13 protein-coding genes and 5 pseudogenes are annotated in these 20613 nt (G+C 68.1%); 6 read left to right on the top strand and 12 right to left on the bottom strand.

The features are described from left to right. Window positions 1-35: 35 nt before the first annotated feature. The 4 genes and pseudogenes from ACZ7L9_RS22985 to ACZ7L9_RS22970 all read right to left on the bottom strand — a co-directional run bounded on the left by ACZ7L9_RS22985 (window position 36) and on the right by ACZ7L9_RS22970 (window position 2364). The gene (locus ACZ7L9_RS22985; protein ID WP_471417560.1) at window positions 36-239 is read right to left on the bottom strand and encodes a DUF397 domain-containing protein; all 204 of its coding nucleotides are present in this window, start codon (window positions 237-239) and stop codon (window positions 36-38) included. After that, the gene (locus tag ACZ7L9_RS22980; protein WP_471417681.1) at window positions 236-1054 is read right to left on the bottom strand and encodes a helix-turn-helix domain-containing protein; all 819 of its coding nucleotides are present in this window, start codon (window positions 1052-1054) and stop codon (window positions 236-238) included. Before ACZ7L9_RS22980 ends, ACZ7L9_RS22985 begins: the two co-directional genes overlap by 4 nt. A gap of 244 nt (window positions 1055-1298) precedes the next feature. Continuing rightward, window positions 1299-1874 carry a hypothetical protein gene (locus ACZ7L9_RS22975; protein ID WP_471417558.1) on the bottom strand — a complete coding sequence of 192 codons (576 nt, stop codon included), beginning with the start codon at window positions 1872-1874 and terminating at the stop codon, window positions 1299-1301. 280 nt (window positions 1875-2154) lie between these two features. Then, window positions 2155-2364, bottom strand: a pseudogene (locus ACZ7L9_RS22970) (DUF397 domain-containing protein). Between the two features lie 116 nt (window positions 2365-2480). On the opposite strand from ACZ7L9_RS22970, the gene ACZ7L9_RS22965 reads away from it, so the two are divergent. Beyond that, window positions 2481-2930 carry an ATP-binding protein gene (locus ACZ7L9_RS22965; protein WP_471417556.1) on the top strand — a complete coding sequence of 150 codons (450 nt, stop codon included), beginning with the start codon at window positions 2481-2483 and terminating at the stop codon, window positions 2928-2930. 155 nt (window positions 2931-3085) lie between these two features. Here the strand turns inward: ACZ7L9_RS22965 and ACZ7L9_RS22960 are convergent. After that, a pseudogene (locus ACZ7L9_RS22960) lies at window positions 3086-3403 on the bottom strand (transposase); the annotation flags it as partial. A gap of 399 nt (window positions 3404-3802) precedes the next feature. Between ACZ7L9_RS22960 and ACZ7L9_RS22955 the strand changes: the two are divergent. Together ACZ7L9_RS22955 and ACZ7L9_RS22950 are read left to right on the top strand one after the other, a co-directional pair. Beyond that, on the top strand, window positions 3803-4219 hold the full coding sequence (locus ACZ7L9_RS22955) for an effector-associated constant component EACC1 (RefSeq protein WP_471417553.1): 417 nt from the start codon (window positions 3803-3805) through the stop codon (window positions 4217-4219). Then, the gene (locus ACZ7L9_RS22950; RefSeq protein WP_471417551.1) at window positions 4216-8694 is read left to right on the top strand and encodes a caspase, EACC1-associated type; all 4479 of its coding nucleotides are present in this window, start codon (window positions 4216-4218) and stop codon (window positions 8692-8694) included. The genes ACZ7L9_RS22955 and ACZ7L9_RS22950 overlap by 4 nt, the downstream gene beginning before the upstream one ends. Window positions 8695-8724: 30 nt before the next feature. Here ACZ7L9_RS22950 and ACZ7L9_RS22945 read toward each other — a convergent pair. The 3 genes and pseudogenes from ACZ7L9_RS22945 to ACZ7L9_RS22935 form a co-directional block, all read right to left on the bottom strand. Further along, window positions 8725-8895 (bottom strand): annotated as a pseudogene (locus ACZ7L9_RS22945) (IS630 family transposase); the annotation flags it as partial. Between the two features lie 92 nt (window positions 8896-8987). Beyond that, window positions 8988-9212: pseudogene (locus ACZ7L9_RS22940) on the bottom strand (hypothetical protein); the annotation flags it as partial. Window positions 9213-9319: 107 nt separating this feature from the next. Beyond that, a complete protein-coding gene (locus ACZ7L9_RS22935) occupies window positions 9320-10081 on the bottom strand; it encodes a MerR family transcriptional regulator (protein WP_471417549.1) in 762 nt (253 codons plus the stop codon). A 296-nt stretch (window positions 10082-10377) separates the two neighbouring features. Between ACZ7L9_RS22935 and ACZ7L9_RS22930 the strand changes: the two genes are divergently transcribed. Further along, window positions 10378-10929: a DoxX family protein gene (locus ACZ7L9_RS22930; RefSeq protein WP_471417548.1), complete on the top strand. Its 552-nt coding sequence runs from the start codon at window positions 10378-10380 to the stop codon at window positions 10927-10929. Window positions 10930-11361: 432 nt separating this feature from the next. Here the strand turns inward: ACZ7L9_RS22930 and ACZ7L9_RS22925 are convergent, their stop codons facing one another. Beyond that, window positions 11362-12240 carry a septum formation family protein gene (locus tag ACZ7L9_RS22925; protein WP_471417545.1) on the bottom strand — a complete coding sequence of 293 codons (879 nt, stop codon included), beginning with the start codon at window positions 12238-12240 and terminating at the stop codon, window positions 11362-11364. 626 nt (window positions 12241-12866) lie between these two features. Between ACZ7L9_RS22925 and ACZ7L9_RS22920 the strand changes: the two genes are divergently transcribed. After that, on the top strand, window positions 12867-13880 hold the full coding sequence (locus ACZ7L9_RS22920; protein WP_471417543.1) for an EcsC family protein: 1014 nt from the start codon (window positions 12867-12869) through the stop codon (window positions 13878-13880). Between the two features lie 21 nt (window positions 13881-13901). Next, a complete protein-coding gene (locus tag ACZ7L9_RS22915) occupies window positions 13902-14408 on the top strand; it encodes a hypothetical protein (protein WP_471417542.1) in 507 nt (168 codons plus the stop codon). Between the two features lie 126 nt (window positions 14409-14534). On the opposite strand, the pseudogene ACZ7L9_RS22910 reads toward ACZ7L9_RS22915, so the two are convergent. From ACZ7L9_RS22910 to ACZ7L9_RS22900, 3 genes and pseudogenes are all read right to left on the bottom strand, one after another. Continuing rightward, window positions 14535-17075 (bottom strand): annotated as a pseudogene (locus ACZ7L9_RS22910) (GmrSD restriction endonuclease domain-containing protein). A 546-nt stretch (window positions 17076-17621) separates the two neighbouring features. Next, window positions 17622-18122, bottom strand: a complete 501-nt coding sequence (locus tag ACZ7L9_RS22905) for an NUDIX hydrolase (protein WP_471417539.1) — start codon at window positions 18120-18122, stop codon at window positions 17622-17624. Between the two features lie 227 nt (window positions 18123-18349). After that, window positions 18350-20521 carry a UvrD-helicase domain-containing protein gene (locus ACZ7L9_RS22900; protein WP_471417537.1) on the bottom strand — a complete coding sequence of 724 codons (2172 nt, stop codon included), beginning with the start codon at window positions 20519-20521 and terminating at the stop codon, window positions 18350-18352. Window positions 20522-20613: the final 92 nt, after the last annotated feature.

The following is a 20613-nucleotide window of genomic DNA, read 5'->3' as shown; positions in this document are numbered from 1 at the left end:
GAGCCCGTTGTTCAGTTCAGTAGCCCGACCCGGCGCTACACCGCCGTGAGCACGAATGCCGCCCACTCACGCTGCCCGACTCGCAGCACCGGCCCATTGCCCGCCGCCTTCGAGTCCCGCACGTACACGGCCCCGTGACCGGCAGCCACCTCCACGCAGTCGCCGCCGCCCGATCCGCTGTAGCTGCTCTTGAACCAGTGCAGCTCGTCCGCGTTCTGGGTTACCTGCTCCACGCTCATGTCTCTCCCACCAGCCGTTCGATGAACCGAGCGGACTCCACGCCGTTCAGAGCCTGTGATCGCAGCTTGCCATAACGCATACCGAACGCGCTGACCTCTGTCGGATCGCGGATGACGCACCCAACTTCTTGGGACTCGATGTACCCGAGGTGCATGTGTTCATCCGTCTCCAGCACCACGAACGGCCCGTCCAGGCCCACGTGGAAGCCTGTCCCGGCAGGCATGACCTGAACTTCTACGTTGCGCGTAGCGCCCACTTCCAGCAACCGTTGCCACTGCTCCCGCATGACCTCCGCCCTGCCCACCGGGTTGCGCAACGCCTCCTCGCTCACGATGAACGACAGCTCCGCCAGCGGCACCCGCGTAAGCAACTTCTGCCTGCCCAGCCGCCCCTCCGTGTGCTGGTCGACGACCTCCTCGCTGAACGGCGGGCAGTGCCCGGCGAACACTGCCCGCGCGTACCCCTCCGTCTGCAACAGCCCCGGCACCAGCAGCGGATCGTACGAGAACCGGCTCACCACCTCCGCCTCGATATGCGCGAAGTTGCGGAAGAACTGCGGCAGCTTCGCCCGGTCCACGTCGTCCTGCAACACCTCCAGCACGCCCCCCGCACCCAGCACGCGTTCCGCCGCCTCGGTGAACGTGGACTTCGCCGGCCGTCGTCCCTGCTCGACCGAAGCAACCTGCTCCAGCGAGTAGCCGATGGCCTCTGCCAAGGCCTGCTGGGTCAACTTCGCCCGCAAACGCAGGTGCTGGAGGAGTCTGCCGTACGCGACCCATACGCCCGGCAGATCGTTCTCCTCCTTCGGCTTCACCTTCACCGCGCGCCCGTTCCGCGTATCCCGCACTGCACTCACGCCCTTCCGGCCACCCCACTGCGACTGGACCTGGTTCAACAGGACAGGCCGCTCCGCCGTCACGGCCCCGGACCCGTACAACGCCCGTACAGCGTTCGTCCGCGCCCCGGTTTACCCTGCGGGCAGGTGGCGCATTGCTGCCTTGCGCGCCAAACTTGACGCCAGGTAATCAACGGCATGACGCCGGAAGCTGGAACGTGCGTCAGCGGGCCGATGTCGCCACAAGCCAGTGCCACGATTCGTTTCGGTAGGTGGTGCCGAACTCATGGATCATGATGAAGTCCTCCATCCACCGTCCACGGCCGTGGTACTTCGCCCGGCACGAGCAGGTGCAGTACGGCCCCTCGGCGTTCTTGCAGCGGGCGTTGCACCTCTCACTGGGCCTGTACTCGCGGCCGAGAATCAGATGCCTGTGACGCTTCAGGAGCCTGTTGGAAAGCGTCAAGAAGTGGCCCTTCGGCGCTGTCCAGCAGTTGCGTTGTCCATCCCACATCGGCGGAGTAGCCGTCGGCATCATGGTGCCGATCGCAGCGCGGTGGCCCAAGGACGTCTTGTAGGGCAGCCAGATACGCACGTCGCCCGCGGCCGGGAGGGCGAGGGAGGCCAGGTGCTGCTGCCGCCAAGGGGGAAGCCAGTCGGGGGCAGGAAGCTCGTGCGTCGCCTCCAGCTGGTCGACAGGCGAGTCCTCGGAATCCTTGCCACGTGCACCGCGTACGGGCTGCGCCCCTGTCCCCTTGCAGCGGAGATCGCTGTACGCGGTCAGGAGGTGAGGCGCCACACGACCCGAGCGGGTGCGTTTGACGGGCTGCGCACAGTGCGGGCATAGGTACATATCGTGTTCATACAGCACCTGACGCAGCAACGGACACCCCGCGTCGCGGTCAGCCCGGACTCAAGTGGGTCCAGCCCAACACTGGTACGACGGTCCGAACCGGCATGCCAATGCGGTGACCCGATGCGTGCACCGACGACCGCAGCGTTCAGGACTTGCCCGGCGGCAGCCGTGCCCCGTACCGGTGGCGGTGCTCGGAGCAACGGGCAATCAGTTTGCGGCGGGGTTACCGCCGTACGAGCGAGGTGAACGCAGCCCACTCGCCTCGGCCAACTCGCAGCACAGGTCCGTCACTCGCAGCTTTCGAGTCCCGTACGTAGACCGTTCAATGGGCAGCAGCCACCTCGACGCAGTCGCCGCCACTGGTCCCGCTGTAGCTGCTCTTGAACCACGTGAGTTCCGATGGTCCCGGGACACGGCCCCGGACCCGTAGCACCCCGTACAAGACCCGTACAACCACGTGCCGCACCCGTCGGCTCAGCCCGTACAACCACCACCGCGTACGGCCATCGCACCTGGTCAGCGCTGCCGACGCGGACCCACGATGGCAGGGTGAAGCAACAGGCGATCACCCACGAACCGCACCTGCCCGTACCCGAGTTCAGGATTCAGCTCAGCAGCACCAGACGTGGCGCCCGGCTGGCCCGTACGCTCGCCGTCCAGCAGCTCACCGAGTGGTGCGGCGTCGCGTACGACTCCGACCTCGTGCGGACCGTTGCCCAGGTCACGGCAGAGCTGGTCTCCAACGCGATCACCCACGGCCGCCTCCCCGGCCGCGACTTCCGTCTGACGCTCGTCCTCCTGCCTCACGCCGTCCGTATCGAGGTGACGGACACCCACCCGAAGCGCCTGCCGCCCATCCCGGCAGCGGGACCGGCGTCCGCCGATGCGACATCGGGCCGCGGTCTGCTGCTCGTCGAGGCGTACGCGGATTGTTGGGGCTGCATCGTCCGCGACGCGTCAACGAAGACGGTCTGGGCGGAGGTGGCGGTGGGGGAGTGAGCCGGAGTGAGTCCCAAGCCGATTCGGCTGCTTCTGCCGCTTCGTCCTGACGGCCTGGGGCAACCTGTCCTCCGGCACGCTCCAGGTACTGAAGGCCGCCACCGCCACCTCCGGCTCGTTCACCTGGGCGACCGTGCCGGACCCGGACGGCGGCCGAACGACAGCCACCGACCGCGCTTCGCGAGCCAGGCGACGAACTCGTGGGTGCCGCCGCCGGAGTCGGTGCGGATCAGCGTCTGACGCCCCCGTCGGAGCCGTTTCGGCAGCTGGGTCAGGGCCAGTTTCGTGGCCTCGATGTGGTCGGCGGCGGTGTTGGAGCCCGCGTTGCCGGGCCGCAGCAGACCCACGACTGGCTCGCCGGACCCGCCGCGGCCATGGTCGACGAACCCCATCAGCGGGTGGTGCCCGAACGTCTTCTTCCAGGTCGCGGCGGCGTCCTGCTTCTCGGAGTGCGCCAGGACGAGGACGCCGTCAGCGGTGGCGGCCGAGCCGGGCGGAGGACTCGACGCCTCTACGGGCGATGCGGGGGGCGTATGCCGCGCCTGCGGAGCCATCGACGCCATCCGGGGCGCCGACCGCGATACGCACCTCACGCAGGGTTCGGCTGCAAAGGGGCACGGTGGTGAAGCCGCGCGTGCAGGCGACCTCGGTGACGCTTCGGTCTGCTGTGGGCACCGACGAGGTCGCCGGACGCGGTTCCCCTGTTCCTGTCCTGCCTCGCCGGATCCTCGAACGACCGAACCGCCGCGGGGTGGAGTCACCTTTGTCCTGTGGAGAACAGGGGCCCTAGTCAGGCCCAGCAGCAGCCGCTAGTCTCATTGCAACCGTGAAGGCAGCGGGTTACACGCGGCGGCGACGGGGGCTTGTGAGAAGTGACGCTGAACACTGACGGCCCGAAGGCGGCTGACCAGCTTCGTTCACTGCACGCCTGGTTGACAGATGTCGACGAGTTGAGAGGCCGAGTCGGCTGCAAGGAGAGCCCACCTGAGAAGGGCACGCTCGGACCTTTACTCGAGGCGCTGACGGTGGCCCTCGGTCCCGGCGCCGCGGCGACCGCGCTGGCCACGACCGTCATCGCCTGGCTGCGTACCCGGCGCAGTGAGATACACATCAAGGTGACGCTCCCGGACCGCCGTTCGCTGGAACTCTCTGCCAGGAACGTGGCCGATCTCGACGCGGCAGCCCTACGGCAGCAAGTGGCCGACGTCGCGGTCCTGCTCGGCGTGCAGGACCAGCAAGGAGATGCGACCTTGGAGATCGTCCCACCCGAGCGCCGCGGGGACCGATGACCGATCTGGACGGCGCGGGCGTACAGGTTCTGCTGATCGCCACCGCGACGCACCAGGACGGCGGACTGCCCTCGGTACCCTCGGTCGCCGACAGCTTCAGAGATCTGCGGACGGCTCTGATCGAGCGTTGCGGGGTGCGCCCGGAACATGTGACGGCGGTGCTCGACCCAGCTGACGCCCAGAGCATGGCCCTCGCCGTGGCCAGGGCGACGAAGCGGGCCGACACCGTTCTGCTGGTCTATTTCATCGGGCACGGTCTGCTTACCCCGGGCGGGGATCTATATCTGGCCGCCGGCAACACCGCGGAGCTCACTCCCGGCATGGCCGAGCACCAGGCGTACTCCTTCGCCGCCTTGCGGGAGGCGGTGCTGGCGAGCCGGGCGGCGTCCAAAGTCGTCGTGCTCGACTGCTGTTTCTCTGGGCGCGTGTCGCTCGGCGGCACCTCATTGGTCACCGCTTTCAACGCGGCACCCGGGAACGGGATGTATCTCCTCGGGTCGGCGGAGCTACTGGCCCGCGCTCCGGAGGACGCCGAACACACCACGTTCACCGGAGCGTTCCTGGAGCTGTTGGAGCACGGCGACGCCGAGGGGCAGCAGTCGCTGACCCTGGACGCGGCCTACTACGCCTTGGATCGGAAGCTGCGGGACAGACAGCAACCCGTACCACGGCGGGTGAGCGGAGATCTCTCCGGCAACCTCGTCATCGCGCCGAACCCGGCTTTTCGGACCCGCGCCTCCACACCGGAACGGCAGCCGCCCGCTGACAGCGTCTGCCCCTACCCGGGGCTCGGCCCCTTCACGGTGGACCGGGCCGATGTCTTCGCCGGGCGGACGACGATGACCGAGCGCCTTGTGAAGGCGACGGCGGCGGCCTTCGGCGGACCCGGCCCCCTGATTCTCGTCGGGGCGTCCGGCTCCGGAAAGACCTCCCTGCTCAATGCCGGTCTGCTGGCCGGACTGCGCACCCATGGACTACCCGGCCTGCCCGGGGCGACCGGCTGGCGCAGCCGGCGTCTGACCCCCGGCAAGAACCCGCTCCGGAATCTGGCCGACGCCCTCGCGCCCGAGTCGTCCGACGCCGCAGAGTCGCTGCTGGCGAACGGCCACGCGGCCGAACTTGTGGACCCGCTGCTGGACCACCCGGGGCAACGGCTGGTCATGGTCGTCGATCAGCTGGAGGAGCTGTTCACGCTCTGTACGGACCCGGAGGAACAGACGGCGTTCCTGAGGGCGGTGACCGCACTGGCCCGGCCCGGAGAAGGCCACGAGCCGCGGGCCCTGGTGGTCTTCGCGCTGCGGGCGGACTTCTACGCTCAGGCAGTCGCACACCCCGAACTGCGGACCGTCCTGAGCGAGAGTCAGCTGCTGGTCGATCCGATGGACGCCGACGAACTCCGCGCCTCGATCGAGGAACCGGCGGCCACCACGCAGTTGGAACTCGAGGACGAGCTCGCCCCCCTTATCCTGAAGGACCTGGGCAGGGCGACCGGCGGACGGTCCCCCGCAGAGGCGCTGCCCCTCCTGTCCCACGTGCTGCAGGAGACGTGGAAGGAGCGCGAGGGCCTACGGCTCACCGTCTCCGGTTACCTCGCCACCGGCGGTATCACGAAGGCCGTCGCGACCACCGCGGAGAACGTATACGGACGGCTCAACGCGGCCGGCCAGGAGGCCGTGCGTCTCATGCTGCCCCGGCTGGCCAGGGTGAGCGAGGACGCCGCCGACACCGCGCAGCCCGTCGAATGGCCCGTACTCCTGCACGGGGTGCCCGACGAGACGGTCGCCCGGGACGCGATCGAACGGTTCGCCGACGCCCGGCTGCTCACGCTCGACGTCGACACCGTCCGCATCAGCCATGAGGCGCTGCTGCGCGCCTGGCCCCAGCTGGAGCAGTGGATCGACGAGGACCGTGACGTGCTGCGCGCCCGCCAGCAGCTCGCCTCCGACGCGGCGTCCTGGGTACGCTCCGAACGGGACCCCTCCCTGCTGTACCGAGGGAACCGGCTCGCCGCGATGCGGGAGCGCACCGCCGCCCCGGGCGCCCCACCACTCGGCTCGGTGTCCGCCGAGTTCATGGAGAGCTCCTGGCGTCAGCACACGCGCGAAGGCCGCCGACGCCGTGCCGCGTTCACCTTCTTCGTCGTCCTGGCCCTGCTGGCGACGACCGGTCTGGTCGGCGCCGGGATCTACTGGCGGCGGGCCGACCAAGCCCAACAGCGCGACCTCGCCCGGTATCTGGCCGCCGAGGCCGAGGGCCAGCGTGAGCTCCACCCCGGCCTGGCCAAGCAACTCAGCCTGCTCTCGTACCAGATCGACCACAAAGCCGGCCGCAGCGCCCTCCTCAACAGCCAGCGCACCCCCGGCGTGATCAACGGCGACGATCCGGCCTACGACCTCTCCTACAGCGCGGACGGCCGGGTGCTCGCCATCTCCACCGGCGACTCGATCGCGCTGCGCACGCGGAACGGCGACGAAAGGATCGGCGGCATCCTGTCCGGCCCGATCGCGGTGGCTGCCGACGGCAGCGTGCTCGCCGCGGCCACCTACGACAACGAAGGCTCCACCTCGGCGACCGTACGGCTGTGGGACATCTCCCACCCTGACCGCCCGCGCAAGCTGGCCGCGCCCACGACGTCGGACACGGTCACCGCGCTGGTCTTCGGCACGGACGGGAACACCCTCTTCGCCGGTACGTCAGCGGGCAAGATCCTCCGCTGGGACACCGGTAATCCGACGGCACCGCACGCACTGTCCGCGCTGCGGGGCCACAGCAAGCAGGTCGACTCCCTGGCCGTCTCCCCCAAGCGCGGGCTGCTCGCAAGCGCGAGCGTCGACGGGCGGATACGGCTGTGGAAGGCGACCGGCACCACACCCGTCGCCACGCTGCGCGCGGCGCCCTACACGTCCTACTCCTTCAGACCCAAACGACCCCTGCACCGGATCGCCTTCGACAATGCGGGCGGACTGCTGGCGGCACCGGCCGAGGAACCGAAGAAGAAGGACACCCTCGCGTCCAGTACCGACCTGGCCCTGTGGACGCTCGACGACCCGCGGGCTCCCCGGCAGGTCGTGGCGGCGGACAAAGGTGTGTCGAACGGCTCCAGCAGATGCTCCGACAGTGTGACCTCGATGGCGTTCGCCTCGAAGAGCAAACGGATCGTCGCGAGCTGCGGCGGCGGCTGGAAGACCTGGATCTACACCCACGGAACCGACGCGGTCCTGCCAGGTGCGGAGAACACCGTCTTTGGCTCGGACGGCGGGGCGGCCCTGTTCGTCCCCGGCAACGCCGAACAGCTGCTCAAGGCCACCGACCGCGGTGTCCAGGTCTGGGACCTCTCCAACGGCGCCCAGCCGGGGGCGGTGGGCTTCATACCGCCGGCACCCGGCACCGGAGGCCAGCTGTCCCTCGCGATGGCCGGGAAAAAGCTGCTCCTCGCCTACCAGGGCGTGGGCACGAACTGGCTGCGGGATCTCAGTCTCCGGCATCTGCGATCCAACCCTTTGGCCACGACGGTCGCCCCCGACATGTTCACGGGACAGGACATCGCCCTCAGCCCGGACGGCAAGCTTCTCGCCGACACCGAGGTCTACAAGCAGGGCAAGGAGACGTACGCCAATCTCTTTCTGCGCAGCACCGCCAGCCCGAAGCAGAAACTGGGCATGATCGAGGTGAACAACGGTGTGGGGGCACTGGCCTTCAGCCCGACCAAGCCCCTCCTTGCCGTCTCCGACTACAACGGCCTCACGGCCAGCAACCCCAAGCCCCAGGTCGTCCGGCTCTATGACATCGCCGACCCCCGGCATCCGCGGCGCCTCTCCACGATCGAGACGACCGGGTACGGACTCGACTTCTCCCCGGACGGCAGATCGCTGGTCATGAATGAAGCCGCCGAAGGCGACAGGAAGGCGGCCCGCCCGACCGCGGGCCCACTGGTGCGCAGTTGGGACGTCACCGATCCCGCGCACCCGTCCGCATCGTGGTCGGTGCGCCTGCCCACCGGCACCGACTACGCTCATTTCGCGTTCCGGCCGGACGGGAAGCTCTTCGCGCTCTACGACGACACCGGAACGCTCCGGCTGTGGGACGTCCGCCGTGACCGCCTCGTCGGTTCCCCCGTCAAGGTGTCCATCGGCAAACTCGACGGCCCGCTGGCCTTCAGCCCCGACGGGACCCGCCTCGCAGTGATCGCGCCCAGCGGGGACTACGACCGCCGCCCCGAGGTCTGGGACGTGAGTGATCCGGATTCACCCACCCGGCAGTTCTACATGCCGGCCGCATCGGCCTTCTACTCCCTGGCATTCACTCCCGACGGCAAGACCCTCGCCGTCGTCCGCGCCTCCGCGGGCATCGACTTGTGGGATGCCGATCCGCAGCACGTTATCGCCGACCTCTGCAACGCGGTCGGGGACCCCATCTCCGAGCAGGACTGGAAGAAGTACCTGCCGGACCGTTCCTACCAACCGCCATGCCAATGACGTAGATCACTGCATTTCCAGTTCGATCGTCCCGGGCTTGTAGCAGCTCAGCCCTGCCATGGAGACCCGGCCGGCTCCCCGGCCTCGCACCCGCACGACCGGCGTGCAACCGACCCTGCCCCAGGTTCTGGCACGCGGCGGCCTCATCGACTGCCCAGCTTCGTCCTTAAAAACGAGCCAGGCCCCGCGGGCCGCACGGGTACCCGGGGGCGGACACCGTCTGTGCTGGTCAACGAGCCAGCAGCCCGGGTGGTCTGGTCCTACTTTCCCGCCCGCCCGAAACGCCCACTTCATCTGGGCCCGGAAATCCGCACCGGACCGCGCCTCAGCCGGTCCAACTCCGGCACCCGTGCCCCTGGTGGCACGGACAGCAGCGAGTCCGGTACCGCGCGCTGGCCGGTGCCCAGCAGCCCGTACAGGGTGTCCCGCAGCCGGTTGTTCGCCGCCTCCCGAACCGTGCCCACCAGCCGGGCCGGTCGGCTCGGCCCTGGCAACAGAAACCGGCGCTCGCGCAGCCACCGCATCGAACAGCGACTTCGGGGGCTTCGGTGGTCTGGTTGTGCAGGTGGGATCTGGTGGTTGCCTGCCGCCGGGGGTCTGCAGCCCCCCGGCGGTGTGAACCGGGTCAGCTCAGCCGTGCGTTGGCGTAGACGGCCATCGCATCGCGCTGGTAGGCGGCCAATCCGTCGGCGATCCTGTCGAAGTTCGTTCGGAACTCAGGGTCGTCGACGTAGGTCCGGCCCAGTCCCTTGTACGCGGCCGCGCACGGGGTCCAGAACCGGCACACGCCCTGGTAGTGGGCGTCCGCCTCGGCCTGCACCGCAGGATCGGCGACGGGCGTGCCGGTCACCATGAACTCCGCCATGCGGATCATCTGCGCCGTCACCTCACGCTGCCACTGCTCCATACCCTCGGCGGTCATCCCCGCGATGGCTCGCTGGGACTGCTCCCACTGCTCCGGCCACCGCTCGCGCGCCTCCGCCTCGTGGCGGCCGGGCTCGAATCCCTCGAACAGGTTCTCCGGCCTGTTGATCTTTGCCATAGCGCTGTTGTCCTTGCCTTCCTCCAGTTCGGCGATGGTGCGGCCGACCGTGCGGGCGAGCGTCTCCAGCCGGTCGCGTTCCGCAAGCAGTCGTCGGTGGTGCTCGCGGAGCGCGGCCAGCTGATCCACCTGGCTGTCCAGGACCGCCTGGATCTCGCGCAGCCCCAGGTCCAGCTCCCGCATCAGCAGGATCTGCTGCAGCCGCAGCAGATCGGCCTCCTCGTAGTAGCGGTGCCCGTTGCTCCCGATCCACGCCGGCGGCAGCAGGCCGATCTCGTCGTAATGCCGCAGTGTCCGGGACGTCACGCCGGACATCCGGGCCACATCCGCGATCGACCAGGCCATTGCCCCGCCTCACATCGCCGGGCCGGTCTCTCCGGCCACACCGAAGACGGTAGAAGTTGACGTAGCGGAAACCGCAAGCCGGAACCGGCACCGGATTGCGGAACCACGGCTGCGGCCGTCCGAAGGCTCGACCCGCCGGACCTGACCGCCGCCCGCCAGGTCCGGCGAGTGATCGAGTTCGGAATTGCTTGAAAGTTGAAGTAAGGGCGATCGGTGAGTTACCTTGAAGATTCAAGTTAATGGTCTCGCCCGCCTTCGCGCGGCCCCTGCCATCCGCCCCACGAGGAGCCCCTCCCTTGACTACTCCTGCCACCACCCTGTCCCACCCCGCCGCCGCGCCCGAGAAGGCCCCGGCCGCGCCCGCCCGCGCCTATGACATCGGCCTGCTCGTTCTGCGCCTCGCACTCGGGCTGACCATGGCCGCGCACGGCGCCCAGAAGCTGTTCGGCTGGTTCGGCGGGGGCGGCATCGACGGCACCGGGCAGTTCTTCGCCGCCTCCGGCTACCCCTCGCCCAAGGCGTTCGCCGTCGTGGCCGGGCTCAGCGAGACCCTCGGAGGGCTCGGCCTGGTGCTGGGCCTGCTCACTCCGCTCGCCGCCGCGGCCGTCGCGGGCACGCTTGTCAACGCGATCTCCGTCAAGTGGGGCGGCGGTTTCTTCGCCCCGGAGGGCGTCGAGTACGAGCTCCTCATCGCCCTGACCGCGGTGGCGCTCGCCCTGACCGGCCCCGGCCGGATCGCCGTGGACCGACTGCTGCCCTGGCTGCGCTCGCACCGGGTCGCCTACGGCGTCGCCGCGATCGTGCTCGGTGCCGTCGTGGCCGGCGTCACGCTGCTGCTGCGTCACTGAGGCAGGGCTCCCATCCCTCCGCGTCGCACGTCACCCCATGCCCCGGTGACGGCGATCGTGGTCCGCATGCTGGGGAGCTGTGTCGCACCGGCTGCTCCGGGTGCCCTGCCCGGTGTCGGAACGCCTCTCGGTTCTTGGCGGGAGTGCCGCAGCACTTCTTGTACTTGCGCCCCGAGTCGCACCGGCATCGAGTCGGTCCGGCCCAGGGGTACGGCCGTGTGCGCGGCCCATGGAGGTGACTTCCTGCGCCGGGGCGGACCGCGGCGTCCGCAGCGCCCGTTGCGGGGAGTGGCAGCGGTGTCGACGGGTTTCTCGGCCCTGCGCAGACGCGGGTGGTGAACAGGAGGGCCGCCCAAATCCGCGCAGGGCCTGCCGGCGTGCCCGGCTCCGCCGTCCGGCCCGGGCCCGGCCGGACGGCGTGATCCGACCGGGTCAGTCGGCCCAGACCTCGGCTTCGTCGGCCGGGACGGTGGTAGCGAGCATCAGCTCCTTGCGGGCGGCGACCGTCTTGTCCGGGTTGATGCCGGAGAAGGCCCGGTCGTAGGCGAGGTAGAAGGCGTCCGTGTCACCGGCCGAAGCGGCCTTCTCCCACGCACCGGCGGTCTTCTCCAGCCCTGCGCGGAGCTTGACGGTCTCCGGCTCCTGAATGCTCTTCAGGGCCGTGAGGTGAGTGCCGAGCGCGGAGGCAACGGCTTTGGCCTGCTTCTTGTAGCCGGCCAAGTCGTCCTCGACCTGCTCTGCTTCGGGCTGGTTCGCCCACAGGGCCTCGTAGACGGCGTTAGAGCCCTTCAGGTACGCGAGCTGGTCGGCGTTCAGGGACTTGCTCTTCAGCGAACCGGAGAACGTGCCCGCTTCCTTGGCGTACGTGCAGCTCACGGCCCGATCGCCGGTCGCCCAACTCTCCTTGGTGGGGTAGTAGTAGTAGACGTCGACGCCCTTGGGCAGGGCCCAGGTGTCGGGGGTGAACTTCTGAGCCTCGGCCGGGCATCGTTCGTCGGCGATCTGCGCGGTTTTGTCCTCGCCGGGGTACGCCGACTGCCCGTCGATCTTGAAGTCACCGACGACCTGGCCCTTGTGCGGTTCCTTGCACGGCACGACCTCGACGCTGAACTCCTCGCCCTCGGGTGCCCCGCTGTTCGGGTTGTAGCAGTCGCCGGCCGAGAGAGAGAAGACCGATTGCTGACGAACCACCTTCTTGGCACCGGCCTTTGCGCCGTCGATGGCTTCGGAGCACCCCACTGCTCCGACCGAGAGCAGGGCTACGACAGCGGATATACCACGCAGGGAACGGGACGTGACATCGAGAGACATGACGTAAGAATCCTCAAGCGGAAGAGGTGTGATCAGGTGTGCGCATCGTATGGCATGTCAGTGACAGTGCCGTGTACAGGCGCTTCGCCGTACCGGCAGTGGTTGTGCAGGTGATATCCGGACGAGTTGCCGTCCGGTGATTGCCGAATGGATGAGAAGTGCCGGAGTGTCTTGTGAACTCAGTCAATGACTGACATGCTTGACGTGGTGGCGGCTACAGGAGGGGGCTGTGTTCGTGACTGTCGCCGCGCAGGAGGGGGCCGGCCCACGCCTGACCTGACTGGCGCTCAACAGGGGACGGAAGCCCGGCTCGGGAGCAAGGCTCCGACTCACCGTGATGAAACGAAGCCTGATGGTGGATCAAAAGTGAGGGCTCGTCGGTAAGAGCCCTCCATCTGCCCTGGTCGACGGTGTACGGACACCTCAACGAGGCCAAGGGCCTGCCCCCGCCCCTCCAAGAAGACCGGAATCACGAAGCCTGACCGCTGCTTTGCGGCAGAGGTGAGTTACAACCCGCAGGTGGCCGGTGCACTCGACTTCGGGCATCGACCCCCGCACTGCGGCTTCACCCACGTGTCGGCTGGGCATCGTGGACCCAGCGGTCACAGTCGAAATGGAGTACCTCAATGAGTGCTTACGCCGACCCACTCGTCGACGACGCAACCCCGATGAGCGCGTACGAGGGGCAGGTATGGGACACGCTCAACGAGCACTGGCAGCGCCGCAACGACCGCCGTGGTCTACCGAACTGGGCGAGCGCCGCGCTCGGTCGCACCGGTGAGGTCGCGGGAAACGCCGTGAGACGGGTTGCGGACGCTGTGCCGGAGGCGGTCACGGAACCTGTCCGTCGCGCAGGCGACGCGGTCGCCGACAAGGCCATGCGACCGGCGCTCGCGGCCGCGGCAGCATTGCTCGAGCTGGTCAACGACTGGGCCCTGGAGCTCAACGACCCGAAGAACGTCGAGAAGCTCGCCCGCAAGCGAGGTCTCGAAGTCGACAGTTTCACCGAACTTCGGCAGCAGGACCTCAAAGTCTGCGACCGGTTGCTGACCCGCAACACCCTCAAGTGGCGGACCACCGGCGCGTTCGAAGGCGGCGCCATGGGCCTGCTGGCCATGGTCCCCGTCGCCGGTATTCCCGTCGCGATGACAGCGGACATCCTCGTCATCCAGGTCCTGAGCACGTCGATAGCATCGCGCGTCGCGTACTCCTACGGCTACGACGCCAAAGATCCCAACGAGCAGATCTTCATCCAACGCCTGGTACAGCGGTCCTTCATGGCACAGGCGGCCAAAGCCAAGCCGTTGCGTGATGCCGCACGGGCGGCGGACGCGGTCAAGGGTCGCGTGAAGTGGTCGAACAAGCTCCGCCAGGACCACCGTCTCCTCGCCGCCCTCGAGAAGTTGATGCAGCAGCTCGGCCCGGCCGGCTCCAGGGTGCCAGTTAAAAACGTCGCCAAGGTCGTGCCGTTCGTGGGCGTCCTCATCGGTGCCGGCATGAATTCCGCGGTCCTCGGCAGGGTGGCCGCCGACGCCCAGCGGTACTGCCAGACCCGGTTCCTGTGCGAAAAGTACGGGATGCCGCTGCCGGCCGCACTGGCGACCGACCGGGACGACGACCCCCAGACCGACGCCACGTAAGTGATGGCCGCTGGATCGCCCATGTCACTCCGCGTTGGTAAGCGCACCGCCACCCTCACCGGGGTGGCCGCGGCCCTTGTCGTCCTGTGCGCGGCTGCCTTCTGGTGGTTCCACCACACCGACGACACCCCGTACGCCGTCGCAGCCGAGCCGAAGGTGAGTGTCACCTACCAGGGCGAGTCCCCGTCCAAGGAGATGCGTACCTTCCTGACCGTGTTCGTCCAGCGCCTGGCGGACGGTGATGTGAAGGGAATCGACGCGCTGGCCGACGGCTACCCCGACGGTGCGGCGACGGCCCGGGAGCCCTCGGACTTCCTGCGCCCGCTCGCACCGGCGGCCGGTGGCGGCCCGGTCATGGCACACGCCGAACCGGTGAGCGACAGCCGTTCATTCCTGCAGCGCGTCGAGGCACCGCAGGGCGGTACGTCCGAGGCCGAACTCACTCTGTCCAACGGTAAGCATGTGCACATCCAACTGGCCAGGGAGCACGGTGTGTGGTGGGGCTACGCACTCGCGCCGGCCGACTGATACCGGCCACGGCCCGGGGCCGGATGCTCGTACGGCACGAGCATCCGGCCCTTCCATGTGAGCATGCGTACGCGTGATCGATGAGCCGCTCTCCAGCAGGTTCGTCACCCGCACCGGGGCCCCGTCTCAGACACGGCGTGCCAGGTCCAGCGCCGCCGTGTGGATGAACCAGTCCAGCACCTCGCAGATCTCCTCACTGTGGTCGGTGAAGACCCGGATCGGGAACGACGGGCGCAGCTCCAGCTTCGCCTCCGGCAGGTCGATCCCGTCGATCTTGTTGAGCCGCTGCAACAGCTCCCTGCGGTGTTCCGTGTCGTCGAACGGGCTGCGGTCCTTGAGGTATTGGAAGACGACCTCGACCGTTCCGGTGACCGGGTAGAGCCCGAACGGCCACATCACATGCGGGCGGTTGCTCGTGCCGGCGTCGAGCATGGGGAAGCAACTGGTCTCCTCATGCCTTCCGTAGGTGAGATAGCCACCCTGACGACGCCAGAAGTCGAGTGTCGCCGCCACCCCGGACAGTGCCTCGGGCCAGTGCTCTTCCAGCTGGCTCCGGAAGCGCTCGGCCGCCTCCGCGTTCACGTCGTCCGGCAGGGGATCGAACGACGGCAGCTGAGTGACGTCCTTGCCCAGCAGTGTGGCCAGTTCCGCAGCCGTCAACCGTTGCGACCGGTGTGCTCGGCCCCACGTATCGAACATCACGCCCTCACTCTGCAGCACCTCCCGAGGGGGTTGCTTCTTGCTGCCGTCGGGCCAGCGGAAGGCCGGCGAGATCTTTCCGTCGGTGGTGAGCACGCGGTAGGCGCCGACCACGGTCGAGTTGGAGCCCAGGTAGGCACCGACCGGTACCGGGTGGCTGCCGATGAGTTCGGCTACGTCGCCGTATGTCGTCCACGTACCGCTCGGCATCGCGACCAGCGCAGCCCGCAACTCCGCCCAGCCGGAAGAGTCCTTGTCCGGGGGCCGAATGCCACCGATCGGTCCGGGCCACAACTCCACGGCACGTTCTGAGAGGTGGTCGGCGCGCGTCATGATCTCGGCCTTGCCCCAGCGCTCGGACGAGGCGATCTCCATATTCATCCGCAGGGCGCTGGAGTCGAGGATCTGCTGCTTGCGCTCGAAGGGATGGTTGGACAACTTCGAGTTGTCGCCGGTCAGGGTCAGGTTGCCGAGTGTGTGCACCAGCAGGTCGTGCAGCTCCTGAGGTGTCTGACCGTCCTCGGTCTCGTTCGCGAGCAGGTCGAACCACGCTTGGACCGGCCGTTGGGGAAGGACGTGCTCCACACTGAGGGCTGCCCTGGCGAAGTCGACGGGCTCGCTGGGCCGGTAGCTTTCCTCGAAGCGACGCAGGATGTAGCTGCGCTGCGGTGGGCGACCGCTCCAGTAGAAGGGCTTGCTGCGAATCGCCGCCTGCAGTTCCTCGTCGGTGGGCCAGCGGCGGCGGCGGGCCGAGAGGAATCGGCGTACGGCCTCTGCGGCCGAACGGTCCGTCTCCAGCTCCTTCGGCGCCTCCATGAAGATCCGGTTGAGACCGGTGGTCGACGTCTGGCAGATGAGTCGCCTGACCAGGTAAGACTCGACGTATTGGAGGGCCTCCGCCGCATCGTCCGGAGTGGTGCGCCCCGCGTCGACGAGGTCGAGGAGGTGGAGCGCGAGGGGGTAGTGGGTCTGGCCGCCCCACGCAGCCAGCCGTTCCAGGGCTGCCCGCAGGGGAGCCGACGGCTCACGATGGGGCTCGATGATGCGCAGGAAGCGTTGCCCGCGCTCTGCCAGCCGGGAGATCTCGTGCTGCAGCGAGTTCTCATCGCCGGCGAGCGGCTGGAGCCGTTTTTGCTGCTCCCGGTAGATCTCGCTCTGCTTCGTGATGGCCGCGCACGATCAGGTCCAGCCAGACGAGCAGTTCGAGGTTCTTGGGACCGAGGCTCTGCTGCATGGGCAGCCACAGCTCCTGGTAGACGCGCTCGCCCCGCTTGGGCAGCAGCATGAACACGTAGTTGCGCAGCAGGTCGCTCTGACTGAGCCCGACACCCGTGTTGTTGATCGACTCGAAGATCCGGTACACGTTGTCGCCCGGCTCAGCGGTGATCTCCACGATCGAGAGCAGATCCTTGAGCACGGTCTCGAGGGTGCCGACCCACCCCTCGGGGCCGGTCTCCTGGCCCTCGGCGAGAGCGCCGCGGAAGAACCTGTACGCGGCGCCGATGTTGTCGCCACCGCCGGCCTGCGGTCTGGTTGCGACGCAGGCGGTATACGCCTCCCGGTCCGCCTGGGTCGGCAGCAGGCGATAGTGGTCGGAGCCCTCGTGGAACTCGTTGACAAGGATCTGCCGGTGCACCCTGTCGACGGCCCGAAGGTCCCCGCAGTCCTTGAGGTGATCGCGCAGGGCGGTAAGGCCAGCATCAGAGTCGTCAGCCGCTGCTGGCCGTCGACGACCAGCCACCTCTGCACGCCGCCGGCCTGGATCTGCCCCGGTGCCAGGACGACGGAACCGAGAAAGTGCGGCGGAGGGCCATCCCCGGCCAGATGCTGGTCGACGAGTTCGCCAACATCCTCCCAGAGGCGGTGCAGCTGTTCCCTTCCCCAGCTGTACGTCCGCTGATAGAGCGGAACTTGGAACTGCTTGTCCCCCTGGACGAGCTTGAGGAAGGTGATCTCCTGGGCGCGCATGCGCTTCCTTTCCCTGCCGCCCCTGCCGCCCCTGCCGCCCCTGCCGCCACTGCCGCCACTGCCGCATTGACCGGCGGTCCGGCGTCGGTGCCCCCGAGGCGCGTGCCTCTGTCGTGAACTCTGCAGACGACGTCCGTCGGAGGGTCATGGTTCTGCTTGGTGTGAGAGGTTCGCTGCTGATACGGCTCGCCGTCGCTTCTGAAGTTTAGGCATGAACGGTCTGGTCGCTGCTAGGCATTCCGACACCAGCCCCCGAGGAAGAACTCGCTGCTGCCGCTTGACGCCTTAGAGGAGCTCACAAAATGGGCGCCCGGCTCGCGACGCCTGGCACGCACGCTCGCTGCGTTGCCGAAATGCCCTAGTAGCTCCGCTACGAGGACCTTCCGGCGCCTTGCGATCGCACGCACCAGACGCCGCGAGCTGATCGGACTCCCATTTTGTGAGCTCCTCTTAGCGAGGTGGGATGTCTACCGCCTCGCGACCACTCGCGCCCGAGCCGAACAACAGTCCCTGGGCTGAGGGGCCCGATCGAAGAGGCGAGAAAGGTCAGGGCTGCGCGGTCCGGAACGCGAGATACCGGCTGAAGGCTTCGTGGCTGTCGGGAGTGAAGCGCCACTCCAACAGGGCCGAGTGAAGCTCCGACTCGGTCAGCCAGCCATGCCAGGCGACCTCATCGGGATCGGGGGTCACAGCGTCCGGAACCACGGCTTCATGCACGCCGAGCCAGTGAGGGCTCAAGCCGCTGCGGTTGATGAACGTGAACAGCAAGCGCGGCAGGCCACGGATGCCCAGCTCTTCGGCCAGCTCCCGCGCGGCAGCCTGTTCATAGGATTCGCCGACATCCACGGCGCCACCGACCATGACCTCATAGAGCCCGGGGAAGCGCGGCAGCTGCTCCGACCGCCGATGGACGAGGATCCGGCCACGCTCATCACGACACACCGTCGAGGCGATTCGATGCAGCCAACCCTCCCGGATGGCCTGCCGACGGGTGACCACCCCCAGGACACGATCTCGACAGTCGACACGCTCCACCAGTTCATCCACGAAGCACACCCTGGCAGAACCCACTGACAACGCCGCTTCTCGGCGAGCCGTTCTCGGAACTCGACAACATTCTGGACCCGCTTGATCAACATCTGTTGCCTGAACTCGGCATCAACCGTTCTCGCGTGACACCGACGAAGCCACAGGACCTGACCGAGGGGGCGGAACGATGACGGGCCGCTGCCACCCGCCAGCTGTGCGGACGGGCAGCGGCCCGTCGTACGAACTCAGCCGGCGACCGGGTCGAGCATCGGGCTGCGCCGGCCGCTCCATGAGACCGCCAGCGCATCACGGGCCCGTGTGCATGCCACGAAGAGCAGACAGTGCTCCGCCAGCAGATCCGACTGATGTTGTACGGAGTCCACCTCGGCGGGCGTCACCTGTTGCGCGAAAGGCAGCACCTGGGAGGTCACGCCGACCACGGCCACGCAGCGGAACTCCAGTCCCTTCATGGCGTGCATCGTGGCCACGCGGACCCCGGACGTCCCGGGTCCGGGGTCGTCCTTGACCGCGACCGCGGGTATGCCTTCCCGGCGCAGACGTGAAATGACCGCGTCCACCAGGGTGTTGAAGCGTGCACACACCGCGACTTCGGACGGCTTCACCCCGTCCTGGTCGATCCAGGTCCGGATCTGCTCGACCAGCGCCCTGAGTTCCTCGTCCTGGCTGCCGTGCCCGTGCAGCGCGGGCGTGCGGCCGTGCAGTTCGGAGCGGTAGCCCCGCAGTGAGTCGTGGCCGCCGTCGGCCTCGTCGTCCTCACCGAGTCGGCCCACCGGCTGCCCGTCCAGCAGGGATGCCGACCAGCGCAGGATCTCTTCCGTGCTGCGGTAGTTGAGACGCAGCCGAGACGTACGTCCGCGCACATGGATGCCCAGCGACCGCAGGGAGACCCGGGAGTCGTAGATACGCTGATGGGGGTCGCCGACAAGGAAGATGTCGTCCGACTGCGGCGCCACACAGGCCCGGAGAACCCGCCACTGGGCGGGATGCAGGTCCTGGGCCTCGTCGACCACGACATGACGGTAGCGAGGCTTGCTTTCGGCGAGGACGCGCGCCGCTTGATCGCACAATTGCGTGTACGTCGCCGAATCGCGGGAGGCGAGGTCGCCCGTGAAGCGTTCCATCACGCGCCACAGCCGGGCCCGCTGCACCCGTCCCACTTGAGTGCCGCGCCCCTTTCGTACACAGCGCAGATAGGCCTCGGGCGTACGCAGCCCCTGGGCCAGGATCACGTTGCGGAACTCCTGGGACAGGAACTGTTCCGTCCAGGGCAGGTCCTCACGTGCCGTGGCACGTGCCCAGGCGCTCTTCTCGGCGGCGGCCGACAGCGGTTTGGGCGCGCTGCCACGCGATTCCCGGATGACCCTGGCAGCAAGCGAATCCACCGTTGTCACATCGACGCGACTCAGAAGGTGCGCGTCCGCCTCGCCGAGAAGGAGGGCCAGGCTGTCCCGCAGGGCGGCAGCCATGGCGTTGGTGAACGTGGTCAGCAATATCCGGTCGCTGTCGTGGCCCGTGCGCAGCAGATGACGTACGCGATGCAGGGCGACGACCGTCTTGCCGGTGCCGGGTCCGCCGGTCACCTGGGCCGCGCCGTTGAAGCCGGGGTGGTAGGCATGGCGCCGCTGGGCGGGGTGGAGGAAGATCCGCCAGCGGGTGAGGTCCTCGGTGAGGATGCGCTCCAGTTCGCCGGGGCCGGTGACCTCGACAATGCGGTTGGGGGTGTTGAGGATTGCCTCGGTGAGGGAGACGGCCGGCCGGTCCTCGGCGGTACGGACCGTCTGGCCGCGGGAGGCGATCAGTTGCTCCCACACGTCCTGGACCGAGTAGTCCGCCGCCAGATACTCCAGCACCTCGTACTGGTCGGCGGGCATCATCGGCGGTGCCATGACCGACAGGTCGTCGGCAGTGACGCAGACACGGGCCAGACGCAGGACCTGGTCGTCGATGCCGAGGTCGCGCAGTGCGGTGTCGGAATGCTGCTCGAAGAGGCGAGCAGGAGTGGCGAGCGCCTTCGACTCGAAGTATGTCTCCATCTGTTCCAGGGCCTCGACATTGCGTACTTCGAGGCCTCCGGTGGCGCCGTTGACGGAATAGGCCCGCTTGCACGCCCAGTTGATCGCCTCGTCGTGCGCGGCGACCCGCAGCAGTGTGAACAGATCACTGCCGTCATCGGGAGCGAGAAGTACGCCGCGGTAGAACTTGGTGATGCGGATCGTGCGGATCCGCCGGTCGCGCGCCCGTTCCAGTTTCTCCAGATGCATGCCCTTGTTTGCGTGGAGTTGAGGAACGCTCAGGCTCCGGAACTTCTGGATCGCATCGTTCACCTCTTTCTGCACGGGGCGCTGCAGGGAGATGAGGTCCGCGACGAAGTCGTCGGAAAGGGCGAGTCGGGGCATGAGCGTCCTCGTGTCGCGCGGTGGCCGGCGGTCGAGGAACAGAGTAGAGACTCCGAGTCCTCGGGAGCGGGATGAGGTGCGGAAAGAAATGC

The sequence above is a fragment of the Streptomyces sp. NPDC111516 genome (genome assembly GCF_055635345.1).
The sequence above is the reverse complement of the archived record's forward strand: the minus strand, read 5'-3'. Positions and strand labels throughout refer to the sequence as shown.

Bases quoted from the DNA above. Each gene is read 5' to 3' on its own strand.
- ACZ7L9_RS22950 (WP_471417551.1), top strand. From the start codon at position 4,216: ATGACCGATCTGGACGGCGCGGGCGTACAGGTTCTGCTGATCGCCACC.
- ACZ7L9_RS22925 (WP_471417545.1), bottom strand. From the start codon at position 12,240: ATGTCTCTCGATGTCACGTCCCGTTCCCTGCGTGGTATATCCGCTGTC.
- ACZ7L9_RS22900 (WP_471417537.1), bottom strand. From the start codon at position 20,521: ATGCCCCGACTCGCCCTTTCCGACGACTTCGTCGCGGACCTCATCTCC.
- ACZ7L9_RS22915 (WP_471417542.1), top strand. From the start codon at position 13,902: ATGTCACTCCGCGTTGGTAAGCGCACCGCCACCCTCACCGGGGTGGCC.
- ACZ7L9_RS22985 (WP_471417560.1), bottom strand. From the start codon at position 239: ATGAGCGTGGAGCAGGTAACCCAGAACGCGGACGAGCTGCACTGGTTC.
- ACZ7L9_RS22920 (WP_471417543.1), top strand. From the start codon at position 12,867: ATGAGTGCTTACGCCGACCCACTCGTCGACGACGCAACCCCGATGAGC.
- ACZ7L9_RS22935 (WP_471417549.1), bottom strand. From the start codon at position 10,081: ATGGCCTGGTCGATCGCGGATGTGGCCCGGATGTCCGGCGTGACGTCC.